This window comes from Anabaena sp. WA102 (assembly GCF_001277295.1).
GTDB lineage: Bacteria > Cyanobacteriota > Cyanobacteriia > Cyanobacteriales > Nostocaceae > Dolichospermum > Dolichospermum heterosporum.
The window spans coordinates 931035-957135 of sequence record NZ_CP011456.1 but is presented as its reverse complement, the minus strand read 5'-3'; the positions used below and the strand labels follow the sequence as shown (position 1 = coordinate 957135).

Genomic DNA, 26101 nt, shown 5'->3' with positions numbered 1-26101 from the left:
GGCGCAGGCCCTGCGCCCCTACGGAGAAGGGATACGATGATGAAATATCTTGTTGATTCCTTCTGAATTCTGGGCGCAGGGCCTGCGCCCCTACTGTTCCCTAATATTGCGGCACAGAAGGATCAACTAAAATCGAATAAGCGGAAATGCCACCCGTAATATTTTTAACATTTGTGAATCCTTGAGTAACTAACCACTGGCACATCTGAGCGGAACGCATACCATGATGACAGAGAACCAGAGTTTCTGCGTGGACATCAAAGCGAACAGGGACTTGTTGATTCCATTGCTCATATTCACTTAAAGGAAGATTGACAAAACCATCTAGCCGTGATATGGCAATTTCCTGGGGTTCACGCACATCTATTAACTGAAGGGGTTCTTCATGATTTTCAAGCCGTTTGGCTAGTTCCTCAACAGTAATTTCGGAAAAGGGTTGATCAAATGATGTATTTGTCATGCAGTTTTTCTAAAAAATCCTATACTATTCATGTTTGCAGAAAAGCTAGAAAATATAAAGAATGTGAACAGTCAACACTTAACAAAAAATATTAAACTTGGTTTCCTTATAGCTGGCATAATTACGCTTATACTAGTTTGTTTAGCTAAATTCTCCTGGTTTTCGGAAAAAAGTCCAGTTAGTCTTGTAGTTCGCAACTCTCAACCCGCTGCGGCTATATTTGTCTCCAAGTCCTCACCAGCAATGGTTTCATTATTGATCAATCCCGACGGGTTACAGAAAATAGCACCAAAAGGAGAATTTTCTCAACTCAAAAATCGTCTACTGGCAAAAAGTAATATAGATTATCAAGATGATATTAAACCCTGGTTGGGTGATGAAATTACCCTAGCTGTAACTACCATAGATATAGACCGTGATCCAGAGAACGGACTACAGACTGGGTATTTAATGGCACTTGCCACTGCAAAACCAGGGAAAAGCCGTGATTTTTTGGAGTTGTTATTTTCTAAACGGGCTTTTAGTGGGACTAATTTAGGAATTGAACGTTACAAAGGTGTCAAGGTTATTTATGATAATACCGAATATTCATCAGGCGTAAATATCCAAAATCCAATATCCAATATCCAAAATAATTTAGCTGGTGCAGTTGTTAATAATTTTGTTTTACTGGCTAATCATCCTCAAGTGATCAAGGAAGCAATTAATAATTTACAAGCTCCAGATTTAAACTTAATTAGTTCTCTAGAATATCAAAAAGCTACTCAAAAAATCTCTAAAAATGCTGTAGCTATAACTTTCTTAAATTTACCGGAAGTTGGTAAATGGCAAGGGTTAGAATTAGCAGAATCAACTTATAATAGCCAAATTCTATCTTTCGTTCTCAACTCCCAAGGGTTGCTCACAGAAAGTACATTTTTCACAAATTCCCAGATTTTACCTTCATATTTACCACTATCTCAACCTGTGGGAGCATTACAGTATATTCCAGAATCAACAGCTTTAGCGATCGCCGGCACAAATTTGAGTAAATTAGATAATAGCGATGTAGCAAAACTGTGGAAGCAACTGACAGCAAGCATTTACGGTTCTAGTAAAGATGGTACGGCTCGATTACTACAGCCCCTAGCAACAATCCAAGACCATTGGAATTTAAACTTTAGCGCAGATATTTTCAATTGGGTAACGGGAGAATACGCTTTAGCTTTATTACCCAATTCGGAAAATACAACCCTTAATTGGTTATTTGTCAGCGAAAAAACCCCAGGGTTAGCAGCAGGAATCACACATTTAAATAATATTGCCAGTAGAAGTGGCTTTAATGTTAGTTCCCTAACTTTAGATCAACAAAAAATATCAGCTTGGACAAAAATTACAGCCACAAGTAAAAATAACACATCTATTAATGTTGACACGAAAGTTAAAGGAGTGCATACAACCTTAGATAATTATGAAATTTTCAGTTCCGACTTAAAAACCCTGAAAACTGTTTTGAGTCAAAAGCAAAAATCTCTCCTAGAAAATCCCCAATTTCAAAACAGTATTGCGACAATTCCCCAACCCAACCAAGGGTATATTTATTTAGACTGGGAAAATAGTCAAGATATTCTCAAACGTCAACTACCTTTGCTTAAACTTGCAGAAGTGTTAGGTAAGCCACTTTTTGATAATTTAAAATCCCTGACAGTTAGCAGTTATAGCAGCGAACCAGGAACACTTAAAGGCGGAGTATTCTGGCAACTGCATTAAATGTCAGAATCAGGATATCCACCGATTAAAGGATAGACAGAATGAATAGCAATACAGTTCAGTTAAGAAAACATAGGTTGGGTTGAGCGATATTTTGCGTAATTCTTATGAAAATAAGGATTTTATGACCAATCAGCAAGCCCTAATTAGGGCTTGCTGATAGCGTAGCGTGGCGTTAGCCATATAAACCTAAAACCATCTAATAACAAAGGGTTTCGCGGATTTTTACCACAAAAAAGTGCCAGGTTTTGGCTAATGGTGTCTCAAAATAGGTGCAAGGTTTTTGAGAGGATGTTTGAAAAGTATCAGAGTTAATCGAGATCCCCCAACCCCCCTTACAAAAGGGGGCTAAATTCCTCAAAGTCCCCCTTTCCAAGGGGGATTTAGGGGGATCTGCTGTCGCCTCCCTTCAATAGACATCTCCGAAAATTAAATGTGCGTCGTTTGAAACCCTTGTAGAGACGTTCCATGGAACGTCTCTACAATCTTTACCGGGGAAGTCTAATAGAAAACTTATTCAGCAAACCCTAAGTAGGTGAACACAATAAAACCAAACTGTATAAAGAAACGTAAAATCGCCCAAACCCTCTTCACTCTTGCCTCTTGCCTCTTGCCTTTTGCCTTGCCATAACGACAATTTTCAACGCCAACCTACTTAATTACCAAGTCACGATAATATGGGAGAGTAGCTTGTTGTGCTATCAAGGGTACTATCTCAATGTTCTCTAGACTCCGTGCCGATTTTCGCATCATCTTTGAACGTGACCCCGCAGCCCGGAATTGGTTGGAGGTTTTGTTTTGTTATCCAGGTTTGCAAGCCCTAGTGTTTCACCGCTTTGCACACTGGTTGCGTCGTCTTGGTCTTCCCTTTTTCCCCCGCTTGATTTCTCACATTGCCCGGTTTTTAACAGGTGTAGAAATTCATCCAGGGGCTACAATTGGTAAAGGCGTATTTATTGATCACGGAATGGGAGTAGTAATTGGGGAAACAGCAATTATCGGCAACTACGCGCTGATTTATCAAGGTGTTACCTTGGGGGGAACAGGTAAAGAAAGCGGTAAACGTCACCCCACATTAGGGGAAAATGTCGTGGTTGGTGCAGGTGCAAAGGTTTTAGGAAATATTGAAATTGGTGATAATGTCCGCATTGGTGCCGGTTCAGTGGTATTGAGAGACGTACCATCTAGTTGTACCGTTGTCGGTGTCCCTGGACGGATTATTTATCGTTCTGGAGTCCGGGTTGCACCATTAGAACACAGCAATTTACCAGATTCAGAAGCCCAAGTAATTCGCACCTTAGTTGACCGCATTGAAGCATTAGAAGAACAAATTCAAGCTTTGCAAACTCCCGCAAAAACTCCGGTTTTAGTTGGTAAATTCCTTCCAGAAGATGAATTACCAAAAGAACACAATTTTTGTAATATCAGAGATAAACAGATTCAAGAATTCTTTGATGGTGCAGGAATCTAGTACCGCAAGGCGGAAGTCAAAAGTCAAAAGTCAAAAGTCAAAATGAAGACAGCATAGGCTTTTGGAGGATTTAGAATGGTTGGTTTATTTACGCCGTTTTGTACTAGTAGTCTGTCAACCCGAAAATGACGGGTGAAGGCAAGCAGGGGGAGAAGAGAGGCAGGGTGGCAGAGGAGTTAGGCGATCGCATCAACAATCTATCCCCTAAAGGCGATCGCTTAATCAGGTACTCCTCTATTTTTGTGTTGCTACAATCACCTGTGCTTCTCTTAAGACTCTATCGCCCCATAAATAACCCCGGATTACTTCCTGAATCACCGTATTTTCTGCGACATCTGCCCTTGATTTACGTCCTACAGCATACATTGTCTGGGAGTCAAAAGGTTTACCCTGGGCGACAATAGGAACAATACGGCGTTGTTTGAGTATTTCTAAAAGCGATCGCCTAATTAACTCCACTCCCTGTTGATTGCTGGTGAAAATTTCCGTTAATGATTCTGACATTGGTAACTTTTCTGGCTCACTGAATTCAGTATAATTACCATTAATCCAATCTAATAACTTTTCCCAGAAGCCTTTTTTTATTAGTGGTTTTGAGTTTGAGGTAGTAGATAATGCTTCTAGTTCTTCTTGCCAGTAAGTACAAGCCTGATCTAAAGCATCCACAATACCCAGCAAATCTTTGAGGAGTTTCTCCTGCTGCTGTTCAAATTTTCCCGATGCCTGTTTTTGAATTTCTTCCAAACGTATTGGCATCTGTTCTTGCTCTGTCCGAATTACCGCCAATGCTTGTACCAGAGCATCTTGGGTAGAATGCAATAATTTACCCTGTTGCTTAACTTCATGGCGGAGAGCAGTCCACTCGGACACCATTTGATAAGGATCAAAGGCATGAGCAGATGATGGTGGTTCACCTAAATATTCAGGGGGTAGTTGTTCTGATTGTAAATAATCTAGAAAATTGGCAAATAAAGCTTCTTTGTCAGTTGTCATTGGTAATCGGTAATTGGTGATTGGTAATTGGTAATTGGTAATTGGTAATTGGTAAAAATCTGTTCCCTGTTCCCTGTTCCCTGTTCCCTGTTCCCTGTTCCCTGTTCCCTGTTCCCTGTCCCCTGTTCCCTGTTCCCTGTTATATGAATTATTTAAAATGTGGCACGAATTAGATCATCTAAGCTAACTTCTAGTTGCGCCAGGGCTTTTTCTCGCAACTGTTTTAATATCTCTGGATTCAATTCTGCTTCTAGGGGACGCAATTTCAAGAACTCCTCCGATTGACTTGTCTCTCCTTTGCGAAGTGCCTCGTAAGCTCCTCGAATTGCCTTAAACTCTTCTGGATAAGTATGCGCGGGGAATTCACGTAATTTGGCATGATAAGCCGCTTTAATTTGGGCGCTGGTTGCTCCTGGTGAAATTCCTAAACGTTCGTAGTAGTCAGCCATAAATAATTTCCCATTAAGATGACATCAATTAAACTATCAGTCTTCATCTGTGTTTAAGTAGGTTGGCGTTGAAAATTGTCGTTATGGCAAGGCAAAAGGCAAGAGGCAAAAGGCAAGAGTGAAGAGGGTTTAGGCGATTTTACATTTCTTTACACAGTTTGGTTTTATTGTGTTCACCTACTTATCTGTGTTTATATGCGGTTCATTACTCTTGATATTTTACTTTTACAACAATTCCTGAAAACCCGCTTTTTTTCTACCCTTGCGTTTTTTAGATGGAGATGAATTTCTAAAGATAAAGTCTAAATCTATTCCATCTTCTTCGTCTTCTTCATCTTCATCATCATCATCTGAGAAATCAGGCATATTGTTTAACATCATTTTTTTGAGTTCTGGAAGCATCCGTTCAAACTCCGCTGGAGACATTTTATTGCCAAATAATTTTTTAATCATCCCTTCTAATAAGTCATTCATATCTGACATATCGAGATTGTCAAATTCATCTGCATCTGGCATAGCACTCTGAGTTTCTCTATCATTAACAAATGCCTGTTCTTCTCGAAATGCTTGTAAGGCTTTGGCATCTTGTAGGCGACGGGCTAATTCAAATCCCTGTTGTTTTAATTGTTCATAGTTTGGGTGATCAACGTGGTAGGTAGTGGCTCTAGCTAATAGCAATAAAGGGTTTTGTGGTTCTCGACGGAGTGCTTCATCTAAGAACGGCACAAGGGTTTTAATTTCGCCAAAACGGCGGGCTTGAAGTTGAATATTTGCCACAGCATTGCCCGGTTGGGGCATGGTGTCGAGGTAAGAACGCACGGGAATTTCTAGTTTTTTGGAACCATTTTCTTTGACGGCTAAGATAATTAAATTGGCAACTCTGGCTTCTGGGTATTCTATGGATAGGTTGATTAACTTTTGCTGATACTGACTTATTAAAGCGGCGATGCCTTTTTCCCGTTTAGCGAAGAGTTGAATAGAAAGAGCGATCGCTTGCAATACGGAAATTTGTTCTTCACCTGCTAATCTTTGGAGGAGATTGTCCCATACTTGGGCTGCGGCTTTTTGGTCTAATGACACCCGACCTCCGGAATTGGGCGGACTTTGAACTGCATTCACGAATATTTGACAGGCACGGATAGGCGGATCTGTGGGATCTTCTGTCTCCACAAAACGGCTAAATAAGGGATAACTTAACGTAGAGAGCGCATCTATCCAAGGCAATGTTTCTACTTCAGGTTCAAGATTCAAGTCGCCAAAATGCTTACCAAATTTGCGCCTAGCTTCATTGAATGCCTGTTTGTTATCTAGTTTCTTCCAACAGTGCAGCAGCGTCTGATAAACTTCTCCATACCGACATCCATTTTCTAATGCTTGGGTAAGTAGTGCGATCGCTTCATCATAATTTTCGCCTCCTGCCTCAATTAATCCCTTGCGTCCCCGCACTTCTGGCGATGTCGGACAAATTCGTTCTGCTTGTTGCACAGATCCCAAAGCGGCCCGATCACGATCTATTGCTATGTAAGCATCTGCCATCCAGCAGTGGAGATGTGCTTGGGTCAGTTTCAATCTTTGTGCAGGCCATTCTTGAGGGTTTCGTTTTGCTTCCTGTTCTAACCACTTCAAAAACCGTGTTAACAGGCGTGAACGTTCTTGATCATGATCATTAGCATCGAAAACTTCTAAGAGATTGATTGCCAATTGGGGGTTAAAGGGTTGCTCTGTCAACAAAGGCTGCCAGAATAGTTCAGCACAACTTGGTTCTCCTTGATTTAGTGCTTGTTGTCCGGCTAGGGTAAGCAGCAGTGGACGGAGACTTTCTAGTTCTGGAAAGCGTGGGGAACGTCGCTCCATCTTCAATAGCAGATGAGCGGCATCATGGTGATTACCTTGGTCAATCAGTTGCAACATTCGCAATATCGCTAATGCCTGTTGGCTATTTTTATCTACTGTTGTTCGTGAATTTATAAATTGGAAGGGTTTTTGTTCTGTTCTTCCATGTTGAAAAATCGCCAATCGCTCTAAAATTGGATGCTCCAAATACTTTGGTTGACCATATGAAAGTGATTTCAGCCCCAAAAGACTGGCCGCAGCATCCCAATTACCTATGACTTGTTGAGTATAAACGATCCAAGCTATGGGCAAATCTCCATCGGTGACGGCTCGCTTAATTTTCTGAAAAGATGTTAAAGCTGTTTCTGGTTGACCATTTTTGAGTGCCAGAACACCTCGTACCCAGTGGAGTTGATTAGCACTAAAGCGTTTAGATTGTTCCTGAATTAATTGCTCAACTGTAGCGGTATCTCCTTTGAGGAACAAGAGTTTTAGGTAGGAGATGCTGTAGTCTTTTGGTAGAGTACCTGCCTCAAAAGCATTTCTGAGTAATTTTAATGCCGCATCTAATTGCTTCAATTCCAATAAACATTTAGCTTGCCAGTAATGAACTTCTCCCACCAAACCGAATTCTAGAGCGCGAGCAAAGGATTTTTCTGCCTGTTTAAAATCTTGTTTCTGAAATTCTTGCTGACCCCGTAGCAACCAAATTTCTGATTCTGGGGGTGTAAATTCAATATTAGGGTGTAATCGCTGATTTTTCTTGATTTCTTCTAATGCTTGCCGATATTTTTTTTGGTTCAGCAATTCTTGCAGTTGCTTCTGGAAGGAGTTTTCCGCAACTTTTGTCTCTGTACTAGAGACCTGTGGTTGTGAGTGCTGTTTAGACTGATGTTTAGCCACTGGGCTTTCTTCCTAATTGTTGTTTGATTTTTACCCTTATAGTTAAGGGTGGCTCCAACTACTTTCTTAATTTCTATATTAGTAGGCAGTTCGCATTAATGTTACAGGGATTTGTAACATTTGGCTCTTGAGTACATAATATGCAAAATCTGAACAAAGAAATCTCATAAGCGATATTTTTGAATATTATGGCAAAATTTTGGCTCTTTGCCCTGTTAAGAGTTCCCCATTAGGAGTTCCCTATTACCGACTGGTAACTTAGGATACAGAAATGTTGAATAGCGTAATAAAACTTTACATATTGAAATAAACTTAGCCTATAAGTGCTATTTTTCATCTTATCCAAATAAGTTTTCTAAACCAATGAACATAACTTATTTCCTGACACATATAGGACTGAAGATAACGGAGTTTATCTAATAAAGTTTTGCCAAATTCTTGCGGTATTTCTATTAGTTGCAATATCAAATAAGCGATTAAACAGCACATTATCTGAATTCTAATTCCATTCTCATTCTTTGTCATAAGTCTGTCTAACTTGAGGTGCATTTTTAAGAATTTCCATAACAATTCAATTTGCCATCTTTGTATGTAAATTTCCATAATCTCTTGATTACTAACTTGCTCTTCTCCTTCATTTAATAAGTTTGTTGCTAAACGAAATTCACTCTTAGTTTCTATATCACAAAATGCTACTACTCTAATTTCCACTTCTCTTTCATCTTTGCCAACTTTACAATTACCATTTTCTAGCATTTCTAAAGTGACATTATTTTTAATTCTTAAGACAAAAGCTTTATTTTTTTGTTGTTTTAATTCAGATATTCTTTCGGAGGATGCAAATCCTCTATCCATTATCCCTACTCCTTTTGACGGAATTGCTTCTACTGTTTCTTGTCCATATTTATGGTCATGTCCTTGCCCAAAATGAATCACCATTCCACCAACTTCTGATGTCAAACTATCTAACCCACAAAATAGTTTTACTTGATGATATCCTTGACTCCATAATAATTTACTTGTTAATGTAATAATTGTTGAATCTATAGGAAATAATGCTTGGGTTTCTTCCTTTCCTTTTTTCTTTCTCAGTTGATTGTTTAATTCAGTTATTATCTCCAAAAATACTTGAGTATCTCTCTTTTTACTTGCCTTGGAAAAATTTGATATTTTTAAATCTATCCCTTGATTATTTAGTCTTTGAAATAAATCTCTCATACTCACTATACTTTTATCCATGACATACTGTAACCACACTGATACAAATGAAAATGTGTCCAGAACTGGATAATCTTTTTTGGGCAATGGTTTCAATATTGTTTTGACCACTTCTGGGAAATTCTTTAAGCGCATAATTTGATAATTCTTTATCTAGATTTTTTTAGATTGTATCAAATTATGGTACTTTTTTTTAATCTTTTCCTAACATTCAACACTTCTGCTTAGGATAATAAGTACGTAAGAGCCTAACATTTTCCATTCAGAGAGTATCTGCAAAGTTTGTTTACAGCATATACTGAGAAAAATTTTTTACCACCTATCAGACTTTTCTCATGCGATAATTGCATGAATTAATTGTCATTAATAATATTAATACCAATAATATGGCTTTGCAGAAAACATATATTTACACTGAATTAAGTTAATATTTTATGGGGCATTATATGGGATATTATATTAACACCAATATATTGCACTCAAACCAAACAGGAGAAACTGCTATTGCCATTGAGTAATCATCAACAAAATCACAAGTCCACAAATGAAAAATTACTACCGAAAATGCAGGTGAATGCAAAGCAGTTAATAACTCAGGTGACAACGGTATCATCTGGAATCTTGACCAGAATAGCCAGCAGCGATAAACCTTTTTATCGTCGTTTTTGGTTTTGGGCAGGATTAGGTGTTAGTAGTGGGATCATTGCTTTCCATTACACAATCTTAGAAATAGATAAAAATTTACCAGATCAGTCCGCACTCAGAGCATTGGTACGAGAGCAAACACTGACGATTAAAGCTGCTGATGGTAGTGTGCTACAACAGCAGGGAGAAGCTACAAGAGAGCAACTGAAAATAGAGCAAATACCAGATACTTTAAAGAAAGCTTTTATTGCTTCAGAAGATAGAAGATTTAATCAACACAATGGATTTGATCTCCAGGGAATTGCCAGAGCAGTTATCAATAACTTGCGATCGCAAAATGTGGTAGAAGGTGGTAGTACCATCACTCAACAGGTAGCGCGAATTCTCTTCCTCAAACCAGAAAAAACCTTCTGGCGTAAACTTAAAGAAGTCCGACTATCCCAAAAAATAGAGCGAGAATTGACTAAAGACCAAATTCTCGAACGTTATCTCAATCTCGTATACTTAGGTTCTGGGGCTTATGGCGTGGGAGATGCCGCTTGGGTATACTTCAGTAAATCCGTTGATCAACTGACTTTATCAGAAATGGCTACCTTGGCGGGTTTAGCTCCTGCACCTAACGTCTACGCCCCCGACAAAAACCCGAAAACAGCTACAGAACGGCGTAATCTGGTATTACAGCGGATGCTGGAAGATGGCATCATTACACCCGCCCAAAAACAAGCCGCGACTGAGGAAGCATTAATAGTTAACAGCAGTTTACCTAAACGGTTACAAGTTGATTTTCCCTACTTTACAACCTACGTTCACAAGGAATTGCCAAAGTACGTTGCCGCTGATGTTTTGGCTAGTGGTGGTTTAATAGTAGAAACAACCTTAAACCCAACTTCGCAAAAAGCCGCAGAAGCCGCAGTAGGCAAGATATTAAAAAATGAGGGACGGTGGCAAAACTTTAAACAAGCGGCTATGGTGGCCATAGAGCCTGGGAGTGGCGAAATTCAGGCAATGGTCGGCGGTAAAGACTTTGGTAAAAACCAGTTTAATCGTGTAACCCAAGCCCAACGACAACCAGGATCAACCTTTAAGGGTTTCGTCTATGCTACAGCGATCGCTACTGGTAAAAGTCCCTATGATAGTTATTTAGATGAACCCTTATCAATAGATGGTTATGAGCCAAAGAACTCCCATAACAAGTTCTCCGGTTGGTTAAACATCAGAGACGCGCTCACCAAATCCATCAATACAATTGCGGTAAAAGTCATAATAGAAATAGGTTTTGAACCCACCATTAAACTGGCCCATGACATGGGAATTAAGTCAGAACTCAAACCTAACTATTCCTTGGCGCTTGGTTCTAATGAAGTCAACTTATTAGAATTGACCAACGCCTATGGTACATTCGCCAATCAAGGCAATTATGTAGAATCTCATGGCATTCGTCGCATCCTCAACCGCGAAGGAGATGTCATTTGGTCAGCTAAATATAAACCCAAACAAGTTCTAGATGCTGATAGCAGTGCCATCATGACCTGGATGTTAAGAAATGTTGTCACCGATGGTACTGGTGCTGCGGCTCAATTAGATGATAGACAAGTTGCCGGCAAAACAGGTACTACTGATGAATCCCGTGATTTATGGTTTATTGGTTATATTCCTCAGTTAGTGGCTGGGGTGTGGTTAGGGAATGATGATAACACCCCTACCTATGGTAATAGTGGTAGTGCAGCTTATGCTTGGCATGAATTTATGGCAGAAGCTCTCAAGGGAATGCCTGTAGAAAAGTTTCCCCGACGACCTAATTTAGAAAATCGTAAAGGTACTATCAAAGCCCAACCTCTTAAACCAAGAAAACTTATCTATAAGTCGGTTGATGATAATAATCAAAAATCAGATGAGGACAACACCGATAATTCTGATTCCTCAACTAGACGCAGACGTAGAAGCAGAAGAACATATAATCAATCAGACGATTCATCAAATTCAGAAGAAAATCGGCCAAGACGAAGACGACGCTATAGTCAAGAGAATAATGATACATCTTATTCTACCCGTCGCCGCCGCAGACGCAGTCAAGAATCCAATGGCGATTCCCCTTCCCAATCACCTCGTTCACGACGCAGCCGCAGTCAAGAATCAGCACCGTCTAGATCATCTTCAGAAAACAAGAGTCCTGGAGGATCTTCATCATCACAACCTTCCTGGAGAGAAAGACTTAAACCCGATTCTTCAGGAAATAATTAAAATCAGGAGTCAGGAGGTAGGGGCGCAGGTCCTGCGCCCAGTCAGGAGTTCAGGAGTTCAGGAGTTCAGGAGTTCAGGAGTTCAGGAGTTCAGGAGTTCAGGAGTTCAGGAGTTCAGGAGTTCAGGAGAAAGAAGAAAGAAGAAAGAAGAAAGAAATTTCTCCCCTACTCCCCCTACTCCCCTACTCCCCCTACTCCCCCTACTCCCCTACTCCCCCTACTCCCCCTACTCCCCTACTCCCCCTACTCCCCCTACTCCCCTACTCCCCCTACTCCCCCTACTCCCCCTACTCCCCCGCCCCCTGCTCCCCTACTCCCTATTCCCTATTCCCTAGAAACAGCAAAGATTTTTCCTGGGGTAGATGTAGGTGATTAACTCAGTTTATACTTTGTTAAGAAGTGTAACCTACATTAGACGAATATAGTCATGAGTTATTTATTGCTCCAAGTCCAAGTACCAGATACCGGAAATCACTTTCCCCTAGCTTTTACTTTGGTGTATGTAGTGGGTTTTGTCGCTGCTATCACCATTGGTTCAATTGCCTGGTACAACTCCAAACGTCCCCCCGGTTGGGAAAATAAGGAACGCCCTGACATTATCCCCAAGGTAGAAAAGGAATAGATTCGGTAATTGGTGATTGGTGATTGGTCATTGGCAAGAATGTTTTACCCATTACCCATTAGAGACTTCCAATTAAAAAAATATCCCAAAATTTCTTGTGGTGCAGGCATCTTGCCTGCCAATAGTACAAGGACAGGCAAGATGCCCATCCCACAAGATTGGATAGCGAGGCGCTGCTGCAAGCAGTTCATCTTTTTTGTGGAGTTCTCTTACCCATTACCCATTACCCATTACCCATTACCTAATTCTGTACATCCACCCAACGACGGTAAAGTTTTTTAATCTGTTTGAGCAAAGTTATATGGATACTGGGGTGAGATTCACTAGACTTGCTTAACTCTTCCAATTGAGAGAGGAGTCTTGCTTCTTCAACGGCTACATCACCGTCACTGTAAATTAAGCCACTGATAGCTTCAATCAAATCCTCGTAATCTTCCTGAGTTGGGCGATCGCCTAAATATTCCTTGACCCATTGGTAACACTCATTTGGCTTGACTGGCACTAATTCATACAACCAAGGTTTAATCTCTGGATCATTGGCTAAACCTTTAACTTGGGCTATTTCTCGCAGATATTGCCGTTCTTCTGGTTGGATTTTGCCATCAATCCAAGCTGCTCCAATTAGGATTTTTACTAGGTTTTTTACATGAGAATGATTAACCATCACTGCCTCCTCTGGTAGATTCGGGCTTTGATTAAATCTTACAATCACTATTGGTATTCACTCGGAATCCTTAGTTTTTCTTAAGCGCACCATAAAAAAACCATCCATATCTTGTTGGTGAGGCCAGACTTTCAACCACCCCAGGGGAGAAATATCGGCAAAATCAAAGCTGGGAGGTTCAATTTGCCAATGGGGATTTGCGGCTAAAAACTCCGAAATTACCTGTTCATTCTCCGCTGGATGCAGTGTACAAGTGGCATAAACTAAAACGCCACCAGTCTTGACAAAAGTTGCATTGTGTGATATAAATTCTTTTTGTAATTGGGAAAGTTCTTGAACAGAAGCCGGTGTTTGTCGCCAACGCGCATCAGCGTGACGGTGCATAGTTCCCAAACCCGAACAAGGAGCATCAAGCAATACACGGTCAGCCGAATTGTAGAATTGCGGTAAATTGCGGCTGTCTCCTGAACAAATTTCGATAGATTGTAAATTTAGACGTTGAGCATTTTCTTTTAATTTCCGTAACCGGGAAGCAGTTTTATCACAAGCCCAAATTTTGCCTTTATCTCCCATTAACTCAGCAATATGGGTGGTTTTCCCCCCTGGTGCAGCACAAACATCAATCACCACATTACCGGGTTGAGGGTCAAGTAAATGACCAACTAATTGAGCGCTACTATCTTGGACAGTCCACCAACCTTCATGAAAACCAGGTAAATTTTGAATTGCGCCGTTATTACCAATTAATCGTAAAGCTTGGGGTAAATGGGGAATAGGTTTAACTAAGACACCAGCAGATGCAAAAGCTGATTCTACTTCTTCTAAAGAACTACGCAGGATATTTACTCGTAAATCAATTGTTGGGGTTTGATTCATCCAAGCACAAAGTTTTTCTGTTTCTGCAAAACCCAATTCTTTTAACCAAACCTCAATTATCCAATTAGGGAAACTGTGTAATATTCCCAATCTTTCTACTGGATTTTCTGGTAACTTTAGCGGTTCTGATGACTTTTCTGCAAGTCGGAGATATTGACGTAATAAACCATTGACAAACCCAGTTAAACCAGGAAAACCATTTTCTTTTGCTAATTCGACGGTGGTATTTACAGCCGCAGAAACGGGAATTCTTTCTTGATAACGCAGTTGATAAAAACCCAGATGTAAAATTGTGCGAAGGTCTTTTGGTTGTTGCTGAATTTTCTTTGTAGCAAGTTGGTCAATAATAGCGTCTAAAGTGCGTTGTCTTCTCACACTCCCATAGACTAATTCTGTCATTAATCGGCGATCTGCGTCGGGTAACTTAAATTTTTGTAGCGCTCGGTCTAGGGCAACATCAGCATAAGCTCCTTTGTGTACTTCTTTAAGAGCAATAAAGGCGAGTTGGCGGGGATTGGTCATGAAAGATAATCATCCTGTTTACTTTGGTTGAAATTGGTACACTTAAGTAATTGGACAAAAATATTTACAGTCATTGCGAGGGAAGGGAAGCAATCACAACCCTGGCGATTGCTTCATTTCACTTCGTTCCATATGGCTAACGCCACGCAACGCTTACGCAATAATATTGTGTAATTAATTCTGTCTCACTACTTAATTTACAAGGGAAACCGGGAAGTTTGAAAGCCCCTGAGAAACAGGAACGCTAGTTCCGTCTTTCGTGCTTCAGACAGGGGATGAAAAACGACACGGGCGGTTTTAACCACCTTCAATATTATCCTTGAGTTTCAAGCTATCTACCCAATCTTCTATCAATGCGGTAACTGTTTTCTCTCTTTGCGCTGCATATAAAAACAGCTTATGTTTTCTGCGTTCTGAGAGTCGGACTGATACTGTTTTATCTTTCATAATGTCTTGCGGTTGTTAGTACATTGTGTTATTATAAGACAAAGGGAGAAAAACGCAATGTATGGATGCCAGCAAATACTAATCAGTCCCAACAATGAATTAGGAGCGGTTCTTGAGTTCTTATGTGGGGAGTCAAATAAACTTGCTAATTGTGGGACTTATTATGCCAGACAATTGTTTTTTAAGACGGGTAAAATTCCTGGTAAGTTTGACTTGCATCGTGAGTTAGCAAGTAATTCACATTTTGGGGCAATGTATTCTCAAGCTGCACAGCAATGTTTAACAACTGTGGCGGAATCGTTCAAGTCTTATATTGGACTTTTGAAAGGGATTAAAAATGGTACAGTCACTCAAAAACCTAAGCTACCTGGATACCGAAAACCTGGATTAAATCTCGTAACTTTTCCTGGACAAGCTATTAAACTAAAGAACGGTAAGCTAAGATTTCCGATGGGTAGTAAGGTGAAAGTTTGGTTTGGGCTTAACGCTTTTTATGTTCCCATGCCTTCTAATTTAGAGCATAAGGACATCAAAGAATACCGCATACTGCCAAGGAATAATGAATTTTATTTGGAGTTAATTTATAAAATAACTTCTCACAAGCCCGACGTAAATATTGAGAATGTTTTATCAATTGATCACGGGTTGAACAACTGGCTAACCTGTGTCAGTAACGTTGGTACGTCATTTCTGATTGACGGACGCAAGTTAAAATCAGTGAATCAATGGTACAACAAACGAGTTTCGGTTCTCAAAGAAAATCAACTTCAAGGTTTTTGGTCTAAGCAATTAGCGTCAATAACTGAAAAGCGGAATCGCCGGATGAGGGACGCTACTAATAAAGCAGCTAGAATCGTAATCAACCATTGCATTGATCATAAAATTGGGACTGTCGTTTTTGGCTGGAACGTTGGACAAAAAGATTCTATAAATTTAGGTTCTAAAACTAATCAAAAATTTGTCCAAGTTCCTACCGCAAGATTAAAAAACCGCATTGCTCAACTGTGTGAACAATACGGCATTAAGTTCGTTGAAACTGAAGAATCTTATACCTCAAAAACATCGTTTCTAGACAATGATTTTCTACCTACATTCGGTGCAAAACCTGAAGGGTGGAAAGAGTCAGGAAGAAGAGTTAGCCGGGGTTTGTACCATTCTCAAGATGGTACAAAAATCAATGCAGATTGCAACGGTGCAGCTAATATTTTCAGAAAAGTAGCGGTAAAGCTAGGATTAAATTCTAGTGGAATCAGTAGAGGCGCATTGATATCGCCGTTAAGATTATTTATTTGGTCTTAAGAATCCCCGTCCATTTATGGCGGGGAGTGTCAAATATTTTGAATGTTCCTATCTTAATCCTGTTCATCCTTAAATCCTGGACATCCTGATTCAGACAACTCCATCACAAATTACACTTATGTACCAAAATCATCAAAACACCTATTGAAAATAGGCGTTGCTGAATTGAGGTATGAAATTTCCAAATTGAACCTTTAAAAATCTTACCTTTGCGTCTTTGCGCTTTTGCGTGAGACTAAAATTTATAAGCTGTTGTGCATTTAGTTTGTATAATTCTAGCGGGCAAGATGCCCGCACTACAAAGTTCAAGTAAATTATGGTTATCAAATTTAGCTGCGTAACAGCTTACCCTTAATCAGCAACGCCTGAAAATATTCCCATCTTAATCCTGTTCATCCTTAAATCCTGGACATCCTGATTCAGACAACTTCATCACAAATTACACTTCACTTAAGTAGGTTAGCATTGAAAATCGTCGTTATGGCAAGGCAAGAGGCAAAAGGCAAAAGGCAAGAGTGAAGAGGGTTTGGGGGATTTTACATTTCTTTACACAGTTTGGTTTTATTGTGTTCACCTACTTATGTGCGAGAATTGTCACAGCAGGTGTGAGAAAGTAACATGATAGACAAAAACTGGCAAGATGAAGAACTGTGGATTGTCACCGCAAGTAGTTCTGATGATGTTTCAAAACAAGGGATGAAAGCTGTTAGAGGTAATGGTAATCCTTACAGTAGTCCTGCGGTTACGGATGAAGAAATAAAAAACAGTCGCATTACAGCCGGCACCTTAGCGAAGCAAATGTCGCACTTTGTGGGAGTAATCAGTGGTGTGTTTAGTAATGTTCAGAAGCAAGTCGAAACCCAAGGGGAACTCCAGCTTGATGAAATTACCCTCACGGTAGAAATTAGTAGTGAAGGTGAAATTAAATTGCTGGGTACGGGTGTAAAGGCTGCTGGTAAGGGCGCAATTGAGCTAAAATTTAAGCGTTTATCACCCCAATCACCTGTAAATTGACCGCAATATGGCTAAGAATTGCGCTGTTGTCATTGGCGTTAACGAATATGACGAAATTCAGTGCCTCCAGTATGCAAAAACTGATGCAGAACGGGTGCGCGATTATTTTTCAACTGGTTTAGGTGTACAACCAAACTATCTATATTTTTTCTCTGATGATTCACCGCGCAACAGCCTGGGAAAGAAAACTCAACCAACCTACGGTACACTAAACAGCTTTTTCAATGATCGCTTTGAACAGCCTTTTTTAGAATCTGGGGATACTCTCTGGTTCTATTTTAGCGGTCATGGGATGCCCCACGAAGGACGAGATTATTTACTACCCATAGATGGAAATCCTCGCACTGTACCCAATTTAGCAATTCCCATTACCTACATCACAGAACGTTTGCGGCGCAGTGGTGCGGATAATGTAGTGTTGTTTATTGATGCTTGTCGCAGCACTGGTCAAAAAAGCGCTGGTTTGGGAATTGGTGAAGAAAAACAGCAAGGTGTAATTACCTTTTATTCCTGTAGTCCCAGTCAGGTTTCCTACGAAATTGAGGAAATTCAACAGGGTGCTTTTACTCACGTTTTACTCAATGGGTTGCAAATTCAAGGTGAAAGCAACTGCGCGACGGTTGAACGGTTGTATAACTATTTGCGCTATCAAGTTCCCCAATTGACCCAAAAGCATAAAAATTATCCTCAGACTCCCTATGCTGCCATAGAACCTGCTACAAAATTGCATTATATTTTATTGCCTAAATCTGCCACTGACAGGGATATTAGCACCCTGAGAGAAGATGCTATGCAAGCAGAAATTGAAGGAAATTTTGATTTAGCTTTTCAGTTATGGGTGCGTGTGAACGTGGCCGCAGGTGGACAGGATATGAAAGCCATTGCAGCCTTTGGGAGATTGTCAAATAAGCAGAACCTAACCCCCCAACCCCCTTCCCTACCAGGGAAGGGGGAGAAATCAAAGCCTCTCTCCTCCCAGGAGAGAGGTTTGGAGAGAGGTTCTTCAGAGGAACAGGGACAGAAAATAGCAGCAGCAAAACGCCAGGAGTTGACTGTAAATTTAGGTCAAGGCTTAACCATAGAACTGGTTCGTGTGCCAGCAGGGAAGTTTATGATGGGAATGCCCCCAGAGGAACGCCAAATAGCCCTAGAAAATGCCCTGAAATATAACGTAGAGCGTGAAGAGGCTGAAGAATGGTTAGATTGGTCTACCCCCCAGCATGAGGTGTATCTGCAAGAGTTTTTAATGGGCAAATATGCTGTTACCAATGCCCAATGGTACGCTGTCATGAAAACTAAGCCATGTGAGCAATATAATTCCGAGTTTCAAGGCGATAAGCAGCCTGTAATTGGCGTTTCCTGGCACGAAGCCCAGGCTTTTTGTGAAAAGCTATCTGAACAAACAAAGCGGGCTGTCAGATTGCCCACAGAGGCAGAATGGGAATATGCCTGTCGGGCTGGAACAACTACAGCCTTTGCTTTTGGTAAGACTATTACAACTGATCAAGTTAACTATAACGGCAATTATCCTTATGCGGATACCCCCAAGGGCAAATATCGAGAATGTACCGTAAATGTGGATAGTTTCACCCCTAACCCCTGGGGCTTATATCAAATGCACGGGAACGTCTGGGAATGGTGTTTGGATGAATTTCACGACAGTTATAGCGAAAAACCAGCGCGTTTAAAAAGTAATGGTAATGAAGTTTGGGGAGAATTGAAGGTAAATGAAGAAGATAATCGCGCTTATATATTTCGGGGCGGTTCTTGGTACACCTATGCTTTCTATTGCCGTTCGGCGAGTCGTAGCAGGGGCAGCGCGCGTAATCAAGGCGTTAATCTCGGTTTTCGTGTTGTGTTCGGGTCTTCCTCGCCAGGATTCTCTTAGCCCTTTACCCTCTTGCGCTTTTGCGCTCTTCTCTTTCTTCTCTACCCTTACCCCTCGCCGTCAGGCGATCAAATTTTTTTGATTTAGTAGGGTGCGTCAGATATCGAAATGTTTATTTTTACCGAAGTTATCATTTCTGACCCGACAATAAAGACTTGTAAACGATATCGCTGATTAATATTCGGATATTGTAAATTGAGGGTGGCTATCCTTGCTTATACTTCTTAGTATGTATGGCACATAGCTTGGGGTTGAGTTATTAAACGGGGCGGTTCTTGGTACAACAATGCTATCAATTGCCGTTCGGCGAATCGTAACAGGAACAACGCGCGTAATCAAGACAATAATCTCGGTTTTCGTGTTGTGTTCGGGTCTTCCTCGCCAGCACTCTCTACAGTCAGAGTTGATAGGAGGGATTCTATCAAGCGTACACCAGAGAGTCCAAACTCAAACCCAGTGATGTGGGTGACTATATCCAAATATAAAACCGAGCCAGTTAGCTTGGTAGGGAAACCGAAGACTTAACTGGCTCAATATTATAAACTATGCACACAGATACAATATTTTATCAAATTTTTCTCACTTTTCACACTCTATTGTTTGAATTGCTCGGACAACCAATAGAAAATGCTCAAGGTTATAATTTTACTTCCGTCGAAGTTAAAGAAAAAGCCTTTCGATTTGATGGTATTTTCATGCCAGATAGTTTGGAAAAACCCATCTATTTTGTCGAAGTGCAATTCCAACCCAAACTTGATTTTTATTGGGAATTAATAGCAGAAATAAACATTTATCTCAATCAATTTAAACCAGTACAAGATTGGCAAGCAGTAGCTTTATTTGCTAAACGGAGTTTAGATGTAGAAGTATTAACTAATTACCAACAAGAATTAATTGATAGTGGGAGAATCAAACGCATTTATTTAGATGAACTACCACCTGGTTCAATTGGTGTGGGGTTAATTGAATTAATTGTCAGTAAAGAAACCCAAGCACCAGAATTAGTCAAAAATCTCATGGCAAGAACAAAGACAGAGATTGATAATAACAGAGAAAAACAAGGTATTATAGAATTGTTAGAGACTGTTTTGTTGTCCAAATTTTCACAATTAAGCCGTCAGGAGATTGAAGCGATGTTTTTAGTTAGTGATATTAAGCAAACTAGGGTATATCAAGAAGCAAAGCAGGAAGAAGCAACAAACTTATTGGTGCGTATATTATCCAAGCAATTTGGGAAATTGAGTGGTAACTACATCGAAACTATCAGCAACCTCACAATAGAACAACTAGAAGACCTGGGAGAAGCATTATTAGACTTTATAGACATTACCGACCTGGAAGAATGGTTAAAATCTCATAAATAATCTATGATTCTGTACACAAACACTAAGCTGTTGTGCATTTAGTTTGTATAAGAGACTTCCAAGAAATAAATTATCCTAAGAAACGAACCACAGAGGCACAGAGTACACAGAGAGAGAATTTCTGCATCAGTTTTGGGACATTTTTTTATTTGGAAGTCTCTAATTCTAGCGGGCAAGATGCCCGCACTACAAAGTTCAAGTAAATTATGGTTATCAAATTTAGCTGCGTAACAGCTTAGCGTCCCGTAGGGATACATTGCAAGAGTCAGATCCCCGACTTCTCTAAGAAGTCGGGGATCTTGTTTTTCATAACTAAACCACCCTACGGTTTTCAGATAAAATTAGGTTTAAGGATTCATGTAAGGATCTATCCCACCAACTTCAAACTCACAGGCTCTAGAAACCACATCTGGAGGTAACTTATCAAAACTAATTAATGGTAAATAATCAGGATTATCTATGAGTTCCTGCGCTAATAAATAACCAGCAATTGTCCAAGTTTGATACTTTCTTGCTTGTTTACCAATTAATCTGCCTTTTTTTCCATCATAATATTCTGGCCATTCATCTTCCGATAATCTGACTTTAGCAATTGCAATAGCTTTTTCTGCCAACTGTGGTTTTTTTGTTTTCACCGCTGCTGCTGCTAACATCCACATTAAGACAGGCCAGCTACCAGCATTATGATATGACCAAGGTATATTTTTGGGGTCACATCCTGTGACGACTCGATATTCTTCACCTTGTAAAGCCGGATAACAGATTTTAACGGGCATATCTCCGACTAAATCATCCCATCGTTTTTCAATCAAATTCATAATTGCTTGGGACTGTTCTTCTGTGGAAAGGTCAGAAATTACAGCCATCAAATTTCCGAGGGTGAAGAACCGAGTATCCATTTGTGATGGTCCGACATTTCCGGCAAAATAACCACCTTTTTTCGGTAGCCATTTATCTAACTCATAATAAGGTAAGGAATCGGCATAAATATTGAAAAGATTAACCGCCGTTTTTCCGTATTCCTCACCCTTAAAGCGATAAATTGCATTCAGACGATTAATATCTATCCAGTAATGCTGACGAATATGACCACATAATAAAGGTAAGCGGTTATCAATTGCTTCGACAATATCCTCATTACCTTTACAAATTAGTAGTTCTCGCGCTGCACGTAAAGCGGCAAAAAATAGAACTTGAATTTCTAAAGGATGTCCATAAATTCCCATGCGTCTGTCTATCATACAAGCGCCATCAGGAACTAATAGCGTCGGGTACATATCAAACCGATTAGCTAAACAGATGTCCATAATTAACCTAATTCCTGTTTGGAATTCTGGTTGATAAGCCAGGGAATTATCTTGAGTAGCAACTACATAAGCACGTAATAAAATTAACCACCATAAACAAGAATCTACAGGTGTGACTCTGGCGATCGCGTGTTCACCAAAATCAGCTTCTAAAAACTCTTCCCCATTGGCAGAAACGACTTTAAAACTAGCTGGAATTAATCCTCTACCGGGTTTATAGGCATCTAATGCCTTTTCTTTCGGCTGTAACTTTAATGTTTCTTCTAGGAAATTCTTGACAATATCTGTTCTGCCTTTAATCAGAAAAATTAACGCCGAGGAAACAAAATCCCGGATAAAACATTGGTCATAATTTAATGCTTCGACGGATGAATCATAAGCCGCTACAGTACCAACGGGCTGACCTTTGTAGTAGAGAATTGAATTCTCTAATGCAAGCCAAGCTTCATTTTCTATATTTTTACTTGTCTCTAATTTGTTTAGTTGCATTACCAGACTAACTCCATTTAGATAGTATACTTGTTGGGAGTAGATGCACCTTTAATTCTTCTCTAATGCCATTTTCATCATAACTTTGAAATAGCAAATATCAATTCATTCAAAATACTAAATATCAGTCAATACCAAAATTAAACTCAATACCTTTGCCAAACTGAAAAAAGCCTTGATTCGTAGGTGGCGTTGAGAGCCATAATCCAATAAATGCGTTGGGTTACACTGTCACTCAACCCAATCTATAAGAAATGGCAAAGGTATTGTAAACTGCATCATATTTAACAGTTTTTTGAATTTCTAGAAACGTGGATTCTTCTGTATGTAGAACCACTTAAATATAGTATATCTACCTAATTAACAATTGGCTATTGCGATGACAAAATAAATTATTCCCCTACAACTTAACAAGTTATAACGTTTTTTCAGAATATGCAATATCAACAGCTAAGGGATCACCAAAAAATAAATTACCCAATTTTGTGGGATGGGCATCCTGCCTGTCCTTGGTAATTAGCGGGCAAGATGCCCGCACCACAAGAAACTTTTGGGGATTTTTTTAATTGGAAGTCCCTAAAAAAAATTGGGGGGGGGATTAATACTGATCAATAGATATATATTTTACTAGCCCTTCCTAAGTTGCAACTTTTGATATCCTTGATTAAGTACACAGGCAAAATTAATTATATAAAAGATTTGGATTTAATGTAGGGGTAGCGCCCCCGTGCCTACCCGTTGGGGCAACCACGGGGGGTTTGCCCCTACAGGATTCTGGTTTCTCAGAACTGACAACTAAACAACTAAGTAGGTTGGCGTTGAAAATTGTCGTTATGGCAAGGCAAAAGGCAAGAGGCAAGAGGCAAGAGTGAAGAGGGTTTGGGCGATTATACGTTTCTTTACACAGTTTGGTTTTATTGTGTTCACCTACTTACTCTAATAAAGTTAAGATTCTAGTATCTGTCAATGAAAATTTTTTAAGCTTTATAGTCAGCGGCAACGGTAAACACACTATGTATGATGTCCTAGATTCCCACGCAGTCCTAGAAGTGTTGCGACCAGTAGAAGATCCAGAACTTCGCAAAAGCCTGGTAGAGTTAAATATGATTCGCAACGTCAAAATTGACGGTGGCAAGGTTAGTTTCACTTTGGTGTTGACCACTCCGGCTTGTCCTTTACGGGAGTTTATTGTCGAAGATTGTCAAAAAGCTGTTAAAAAGCTCCCTGGTGTTACAGATGTGAGTATAGAAGTAACAGCGGAAACACCCCAGCAGAAAAGCTTACCAGACCGCAACGGTGTACCTGGGATCAAAAATATTATTGCTGTTTCTAGTGGTAAAGGTGGCGTTGGTAAGAGTACAGTAGCCGTAAATATTGCCGTTGCTTTAGCACAAGCTGGCGCTAAGGTTGGTTTATTAGATGCAGATATTTATGGACCTAATGATCCTACCATGTTGGGTTTGGGTGATGCTAAAATTAATGTCCGGTCTACAGAGGCAGGGGACATTCTCGAACCGGCGTTTAATCATGGTGTCAAGCTTGTTTCCATGGGTTTTTTGATTGATCGAGATCAGCCAGTAATTTGGCGCGGTCCGATGCTGAATGGTGTGATTCGTCAGTTTCTTTATCAAGTGGAATGGGGAGAACTGGATTATTTAATTGTGGATATGCCCCCAGGAACTGGAGATGCTCAATTAACTTTAGCCCAATCTGTACCAATGGCAGGGGCAGTTATTGTGACTACACCACAAACGGTAGCTTTGTTGGATTCCCGGAAGGGGTTGCGGATGTTCCAGCAGTTAAATGTTCCAGTTTTGGGAATTGTGGAAAATATGAGCTATTTTATTCCCCCAGATCAACCGGATAAGCAATATGACATTTTTGGTTCTGGTGGTGGTTCAAAAACAGCCGCAGAATTAGGAGTTCCTCTGTTAGGATGTGTACCATTAGAAATTTCTACCAGAATTGGGGGTGATAGTGGTATGCCGATAGTTATTGGTGAACCTAATTCAGCCGCTGCTAAAGCATTGAAGGCGATCGCTCTCACTGTAGCAGGTAAAGTTTCAGTTAATGCTTTGACATAAGATCAGGAGTATGGCTAACGCCACGCTGCGCTATCAGGAGTTCAGAAGGAAGAAATTTCTCCCCAACTCCCCCCACTCCCCCCACTCCCCCCACTCCCCCCACTCCCCCACTCCCCCTGCCCCCTACCCCCTGCCCAACTCCCTCCTCACACAATGTTATTAAAACCTTCGTTCCCGAAAATGCGTTGGCAATTCTGGCTTAAACCCTGGCAACAAATGGATGGGCTACTATTTATCCTCCCCGTTGCTGTTAGTATGTTCGGGGGGCTAATGATTCTGAGTACAGAATTAAAGCAACCTGTAACTGACTGGTGGTGGCACTGGCTGATAGCGGCGATTGGTTCAACTATTGCCTTGTTTTTAGCTCGTTGCCGTTATGAAAACTTAATGCAGTGGCATTGGTTCACCTACGGGCTAACGAACTTTAGTTTAATAGCTGTGATGCTCGCTGGTACTAGTGCCAAAGGCGCACAGCGTTGGATTAGTATTGCTGGTTTTAATGTCCAACCCTCAGAATTTGCCAAAATAGGGCTAATCATTACCTTAGCTGCGTTGTTACATAAGCAAACTGCTTCTACTATTGAGAATGTTTTCCGTGTCTTGGCAATTACGGCTGTACCTTGGGCATTGGTATTTTTACAGCCAGACTTGGCAACATCACTGGTATTTGGAGCAATATTTTTAGGAATGCTGTACTGGGCAAACGCTAACCCCGGCTGGTTAATACTCATGATTTCTCCGGTCATAGCAGCAATCTTATTTAGTATATCTTGGCCATTATCAACACCCATAGTTTTATCTAAAGAAATATCATTGAGTATATTGGGTTTAATATGGGCAGTAGCGATGGGGATAGTTGGTTGGGTTAGTCTGCCCTGGAAGCGTTTTGGTATTGGTGCTATTGGATCATTATGTCTTAATCTGCTTGGTGGCGAATTAGGCATTTTTGCCTGGAATCATATCTTAAAGGAGTATCAAAAAAACCGACTTAGTGTATTTATTAACCCTGAACATGATCCTCTTGGTGCTGGTTATCACCTGATTCAATCTCGCATTGCTATTGGCGCTGGTGAAGTTTGGGGTTGGGGTTTGTTTAAAGGTCCCATGACTCAACTCAATTTCGTTCCTGAACAACACACAGATTTTATTTTCTCCGCTGTTGCTGAAGAATTTGGTCTGGTGGGGTGCTTAATTTTACTATCAGTTTTTTGCTTGATTTGCTTTCGCTTGCTTCACGTAGCTCAAACAGCCAAAGATAACTTCGGTTCACTTTTAGCTATAGGTGTTTTGTCTATGATTGTGTTTCAACTGATTGTGAATGTTGGTATGACAGTTGGTTTGGCACCAGTGGCGGGGATTCCCCTACCTTGGATGAGTTATGGACGTTCAGCAATGCTGACTAACTTTATTGCGATCGGTATAGTAGAATCTGTAGCTAATTATCGTCAACGCCAGAAGTATTACTGAAGAGGAGTCAGGAGTCAGGAGTATGGCTAACGCCACGCTGCGCTATCAGAAGAATGAAGAATGAAGAATGAAGAATGAAGAATGAAGAATGAAGAAT

Annotated in this window: 19 protein-coding genes; 10 read left to right on the top strand and 9 right to left on the bottom strand. The window is 40.3% G+C overall.

Features of this window, described 5'->3' with window-relative positions:
* Positions 1-100: 100 nt before the first annotated feature.
* The gene (locus tag AA650_RS03835; protein ID WP_053538027.1) at positions 101-460 is read right to left on the bottom strand and encodes a rhodanese-like domain-containing protein; all 360 of its coding nucleotides are present in this window, start codon (positions 458-460) and stop codon (positions 101-103) included.
* A gap of 30 nt (positions 461-490) precedes the next feature.
* Between AA650_RS03835 and AA650_RS03830 the strand changes: the two genes are divergently transcribed.
* Positions 491-2209 (top strand): DUF3352 domain-containing protein, encoded by a 1719-nt coding sequence (locus AA650_RS03830; RefSeq protein WP_081424135.1) that lies wholly within the window; start codon positions 491-493, stop codon positions 2207-2209.
* Positions 2210-2927: 718 nt separating this feature from the next.
* Positions 2928-3680 carry a serine O-acetyltransferase gene (gene cysE, locus AA650_RS03825; RefSeq protein WP_027402645.1) on the top strand — a complete coding sequence of 251 codons (753 nt, stop codon included), beginning with the start codon at positions 2928-2930 and terminating at the stop codon, positions 3678-3680.
* Positions 3681-3914: 234 nt separating this feature from the next.
* On the opposite strand, the gene AA650_RS03820 is transcribed toward cysE, so the two are convergent.
* The 4 genes from AA650_RS03820 to AA650_RS03805 form a co-directional block, all read right to left on the bottom strand.
* On the bottom strand, positions 3915-4673 hold the full coding sequence (locus tag AA650_RS03820; RefSeq protein ID WP_053538026.1) for a nucleotide exchange factor GrpE: 759 nt from the start codon (positions 4671-4673) through the stop codon (positions 3915-3917).
* A 152-nt stretch (positions 4674-4825) separates the two neighbouring features.
* A complete protein-coding gene (locus tag AA650_RS03815; RefSeq protein WP_053538025.1) occupies positions 4826-5122 on the bottom strand; it encodes a DnaJ domain-containing protein in 297 nt (98 codons plus the stop codon).
* A gap of 225 nt (positions 5123-5347) precedes the next feature.
* Complete coding sequence (locus AA650_RS03810; protein ID WP_053538024.1) at positions 5348-7858, bottom strand: tetratricopeptide repeat protein; 2511 nt, start codon at positions 7856-7858, stop codon at positions 5348-5350.
* 333 nt (positions 7859-8191) lie between these two features.
* Positions 8192-9211: a transposase gene (locus AA650_RS03805; RefSeq protein ID WP_053537527.1), complete on the bottom strand. Its 1020-nt coding sequence runs from the start codon at positions 9209-9211 to the stop codon at positions 8192-8194.
* 369 nt (positions 9212-9580) lie between these two features.
* Here AA650_RS03805 and AA650_RS03800 point away from each other — a divergent pair, with 369 nt between their 5' ends.
* Positions 9581-11962 carry a penicillin-binding protein 1A gene (locus tag AA650_RS03800; RefSeq protein ID WP_081424134.1) on the top strand — a complete coding sequence of 794 codons (2382 nt, stop codon included), beginning with the start codon at positions 9581-9583 and terminating at the stop codon, positions 11960-11962.
* 426 nt (positions 11963-12388) lie between these two features.
* Positions 12389-12583, top strand: coding sequence for a photosystem II assembly protein Psb35 (gene psb35, locus AA650_RS03795; protein ID WP_053538023.1), 195 nt, complete (start codon positions 12389-12391; stop codon positions 12581-12583).
* Positions 12584-12824: 241 nt separating this feature from the next.
* Here psb35 and AA650_RS03790 read toward each other — a convergent pair whose 3' ends face one another.
* The 3 genes from AA650_RS03790 to AA650_RS27545 all read right to left on the bottom strand — a co-directional run bounded on the left by AA650_RS03790 (position 12825) and on the right by AA650_RS27545 (position 15092).
* On the bottom strand, positions 12825-13247 hold the full coding sequence (locus tag AA650_RS03790; RefSeq protein WP_053538022.1) for a TerB family tellurite resistance protein: 423 nt from the start codon (positions 13245-13247) through the stop codon (positions 12825-12827).
* Positions 13248-13304: 57 nt separating this feature from the next.
* Positions 13305-14645: a 16S rRNA (cytosine(967)-C(5))-methyltransferase gene (locus AA650_RS03785; RefSeq protein ID WP_053538021.1), complete on the bottom strand. Its 1341-nt coding sequence runs from the start codon at positions 14643-14645 to the stop codon at positions 13305-13307.
* A 297-nt stretch (positions 14646-14942) separates the two neighbouring features.
* Positions 14943-15092, bottom strand: coding sequence for a hypothetical protein (locus tag AA650_RS27545; protein ID WP_168637250.1), 150 nt, complete (start codon positions 15090-15092; stop codon positions 14943-14945).
* 57 nt (positions 15093-15149) lie between these two features.
* On the opposite strand from AA650_RS27545, the gene AA650_RS03780 reads away from it, so the two are divergent.
* The 4 genes from AA650_RS03780 (at position 15150) to AA650_RS03765 (ending at position 20657) form a co-directional block, all read left to right on the top strand.
* On the top strand, positions 15150-16391 hold the full coding sequence (locus AA650_RS03780) for an RNA-guided endonuclease InsQ/TnpB family protein (protein WP_053538020.1): 1242 nt from the start codon (positions 15150-15152) through the stop codon (positions 16389-16391).
* Between the two features lie 618 nt (positions 16392-17009).
* Positions 17010-17405: a Pepco domain-containing protein gene (locus AA650_RS03775; protein ID WP_053538019.1), complete on the top strand. Its 396-nt coding sequence runs from the start codon at positions 17010-17012 to the stop codon at positions 17403-17405.
* Between the two features lie 7 nt (positions 17406-17412).
* A complete protein-coding gene (locus tag AA650_RS03770; RefSeq protein WP_053538018.1) occupies positions 17413-19293 on the top strand; it encodes an SUMF1/EgtB/PvdO family nonheme iron enzyme in 1881 nt (626 codons plus the stop codon).
* 545 nt (positions 19294-19838) lie between these two features.
* Complete coding sequence (locus AA650_RS03765) at positions 19839-20657, top strand: DUF2887 domain-containing protein (RefSeq protein ID WP_053538017.1); 819 nt, start codon at positions 19839-19841, stop codon at positions 20655-20657.
* 347 nt (positions 20658-21004) lie between these two features.
* On the opposite strand, the gene AA650_RS03760 is transcribed toward AA650_RS03765, so the two are convergent.
* Positions 21005-22453: a glycoside hydrolase 100 family protein gene (locus AA650_RS03760; RefSeq protein ID WP_053538016.1), complete on the bottom strand. Its 1449-nt coding sequence runs from the start codon at positions 22451-22453 to the stop codon at positions 21005-21007.
* A 1013-nt stretch (positions 22454-23466) separates the two neighbouring features.
* On the opposite strand from AA650_RS03760, the gene AA650_RS03755 reads away from it, so the two are divergent.
* On the top strand, positions 23467-24537 hold the full coding sequence (locus AA650_RS03755) for an Mrp/NBP35 family ATP-binding protein (RefSeq protein WP_053538015.1): 1071 nt from the start codon (positions 23467-23469) through the stop codon (positions 24535-24537).
* Between the two features lie 153 nt (positions 24538-24690).
* Positions 24691-26004 (top strand): rod shape-determining protein RodA, encoded by a 1314-nt coding sequence (rodA, locus tag AA650_RS03750; RefSeq protein ID WP_053538014.1) that lies wholly within the window; start codon positions 24691-24693, stop codon positions 26002-26004.
* Positions 26005-26101 lie beyond the last annotated feature (97 nt).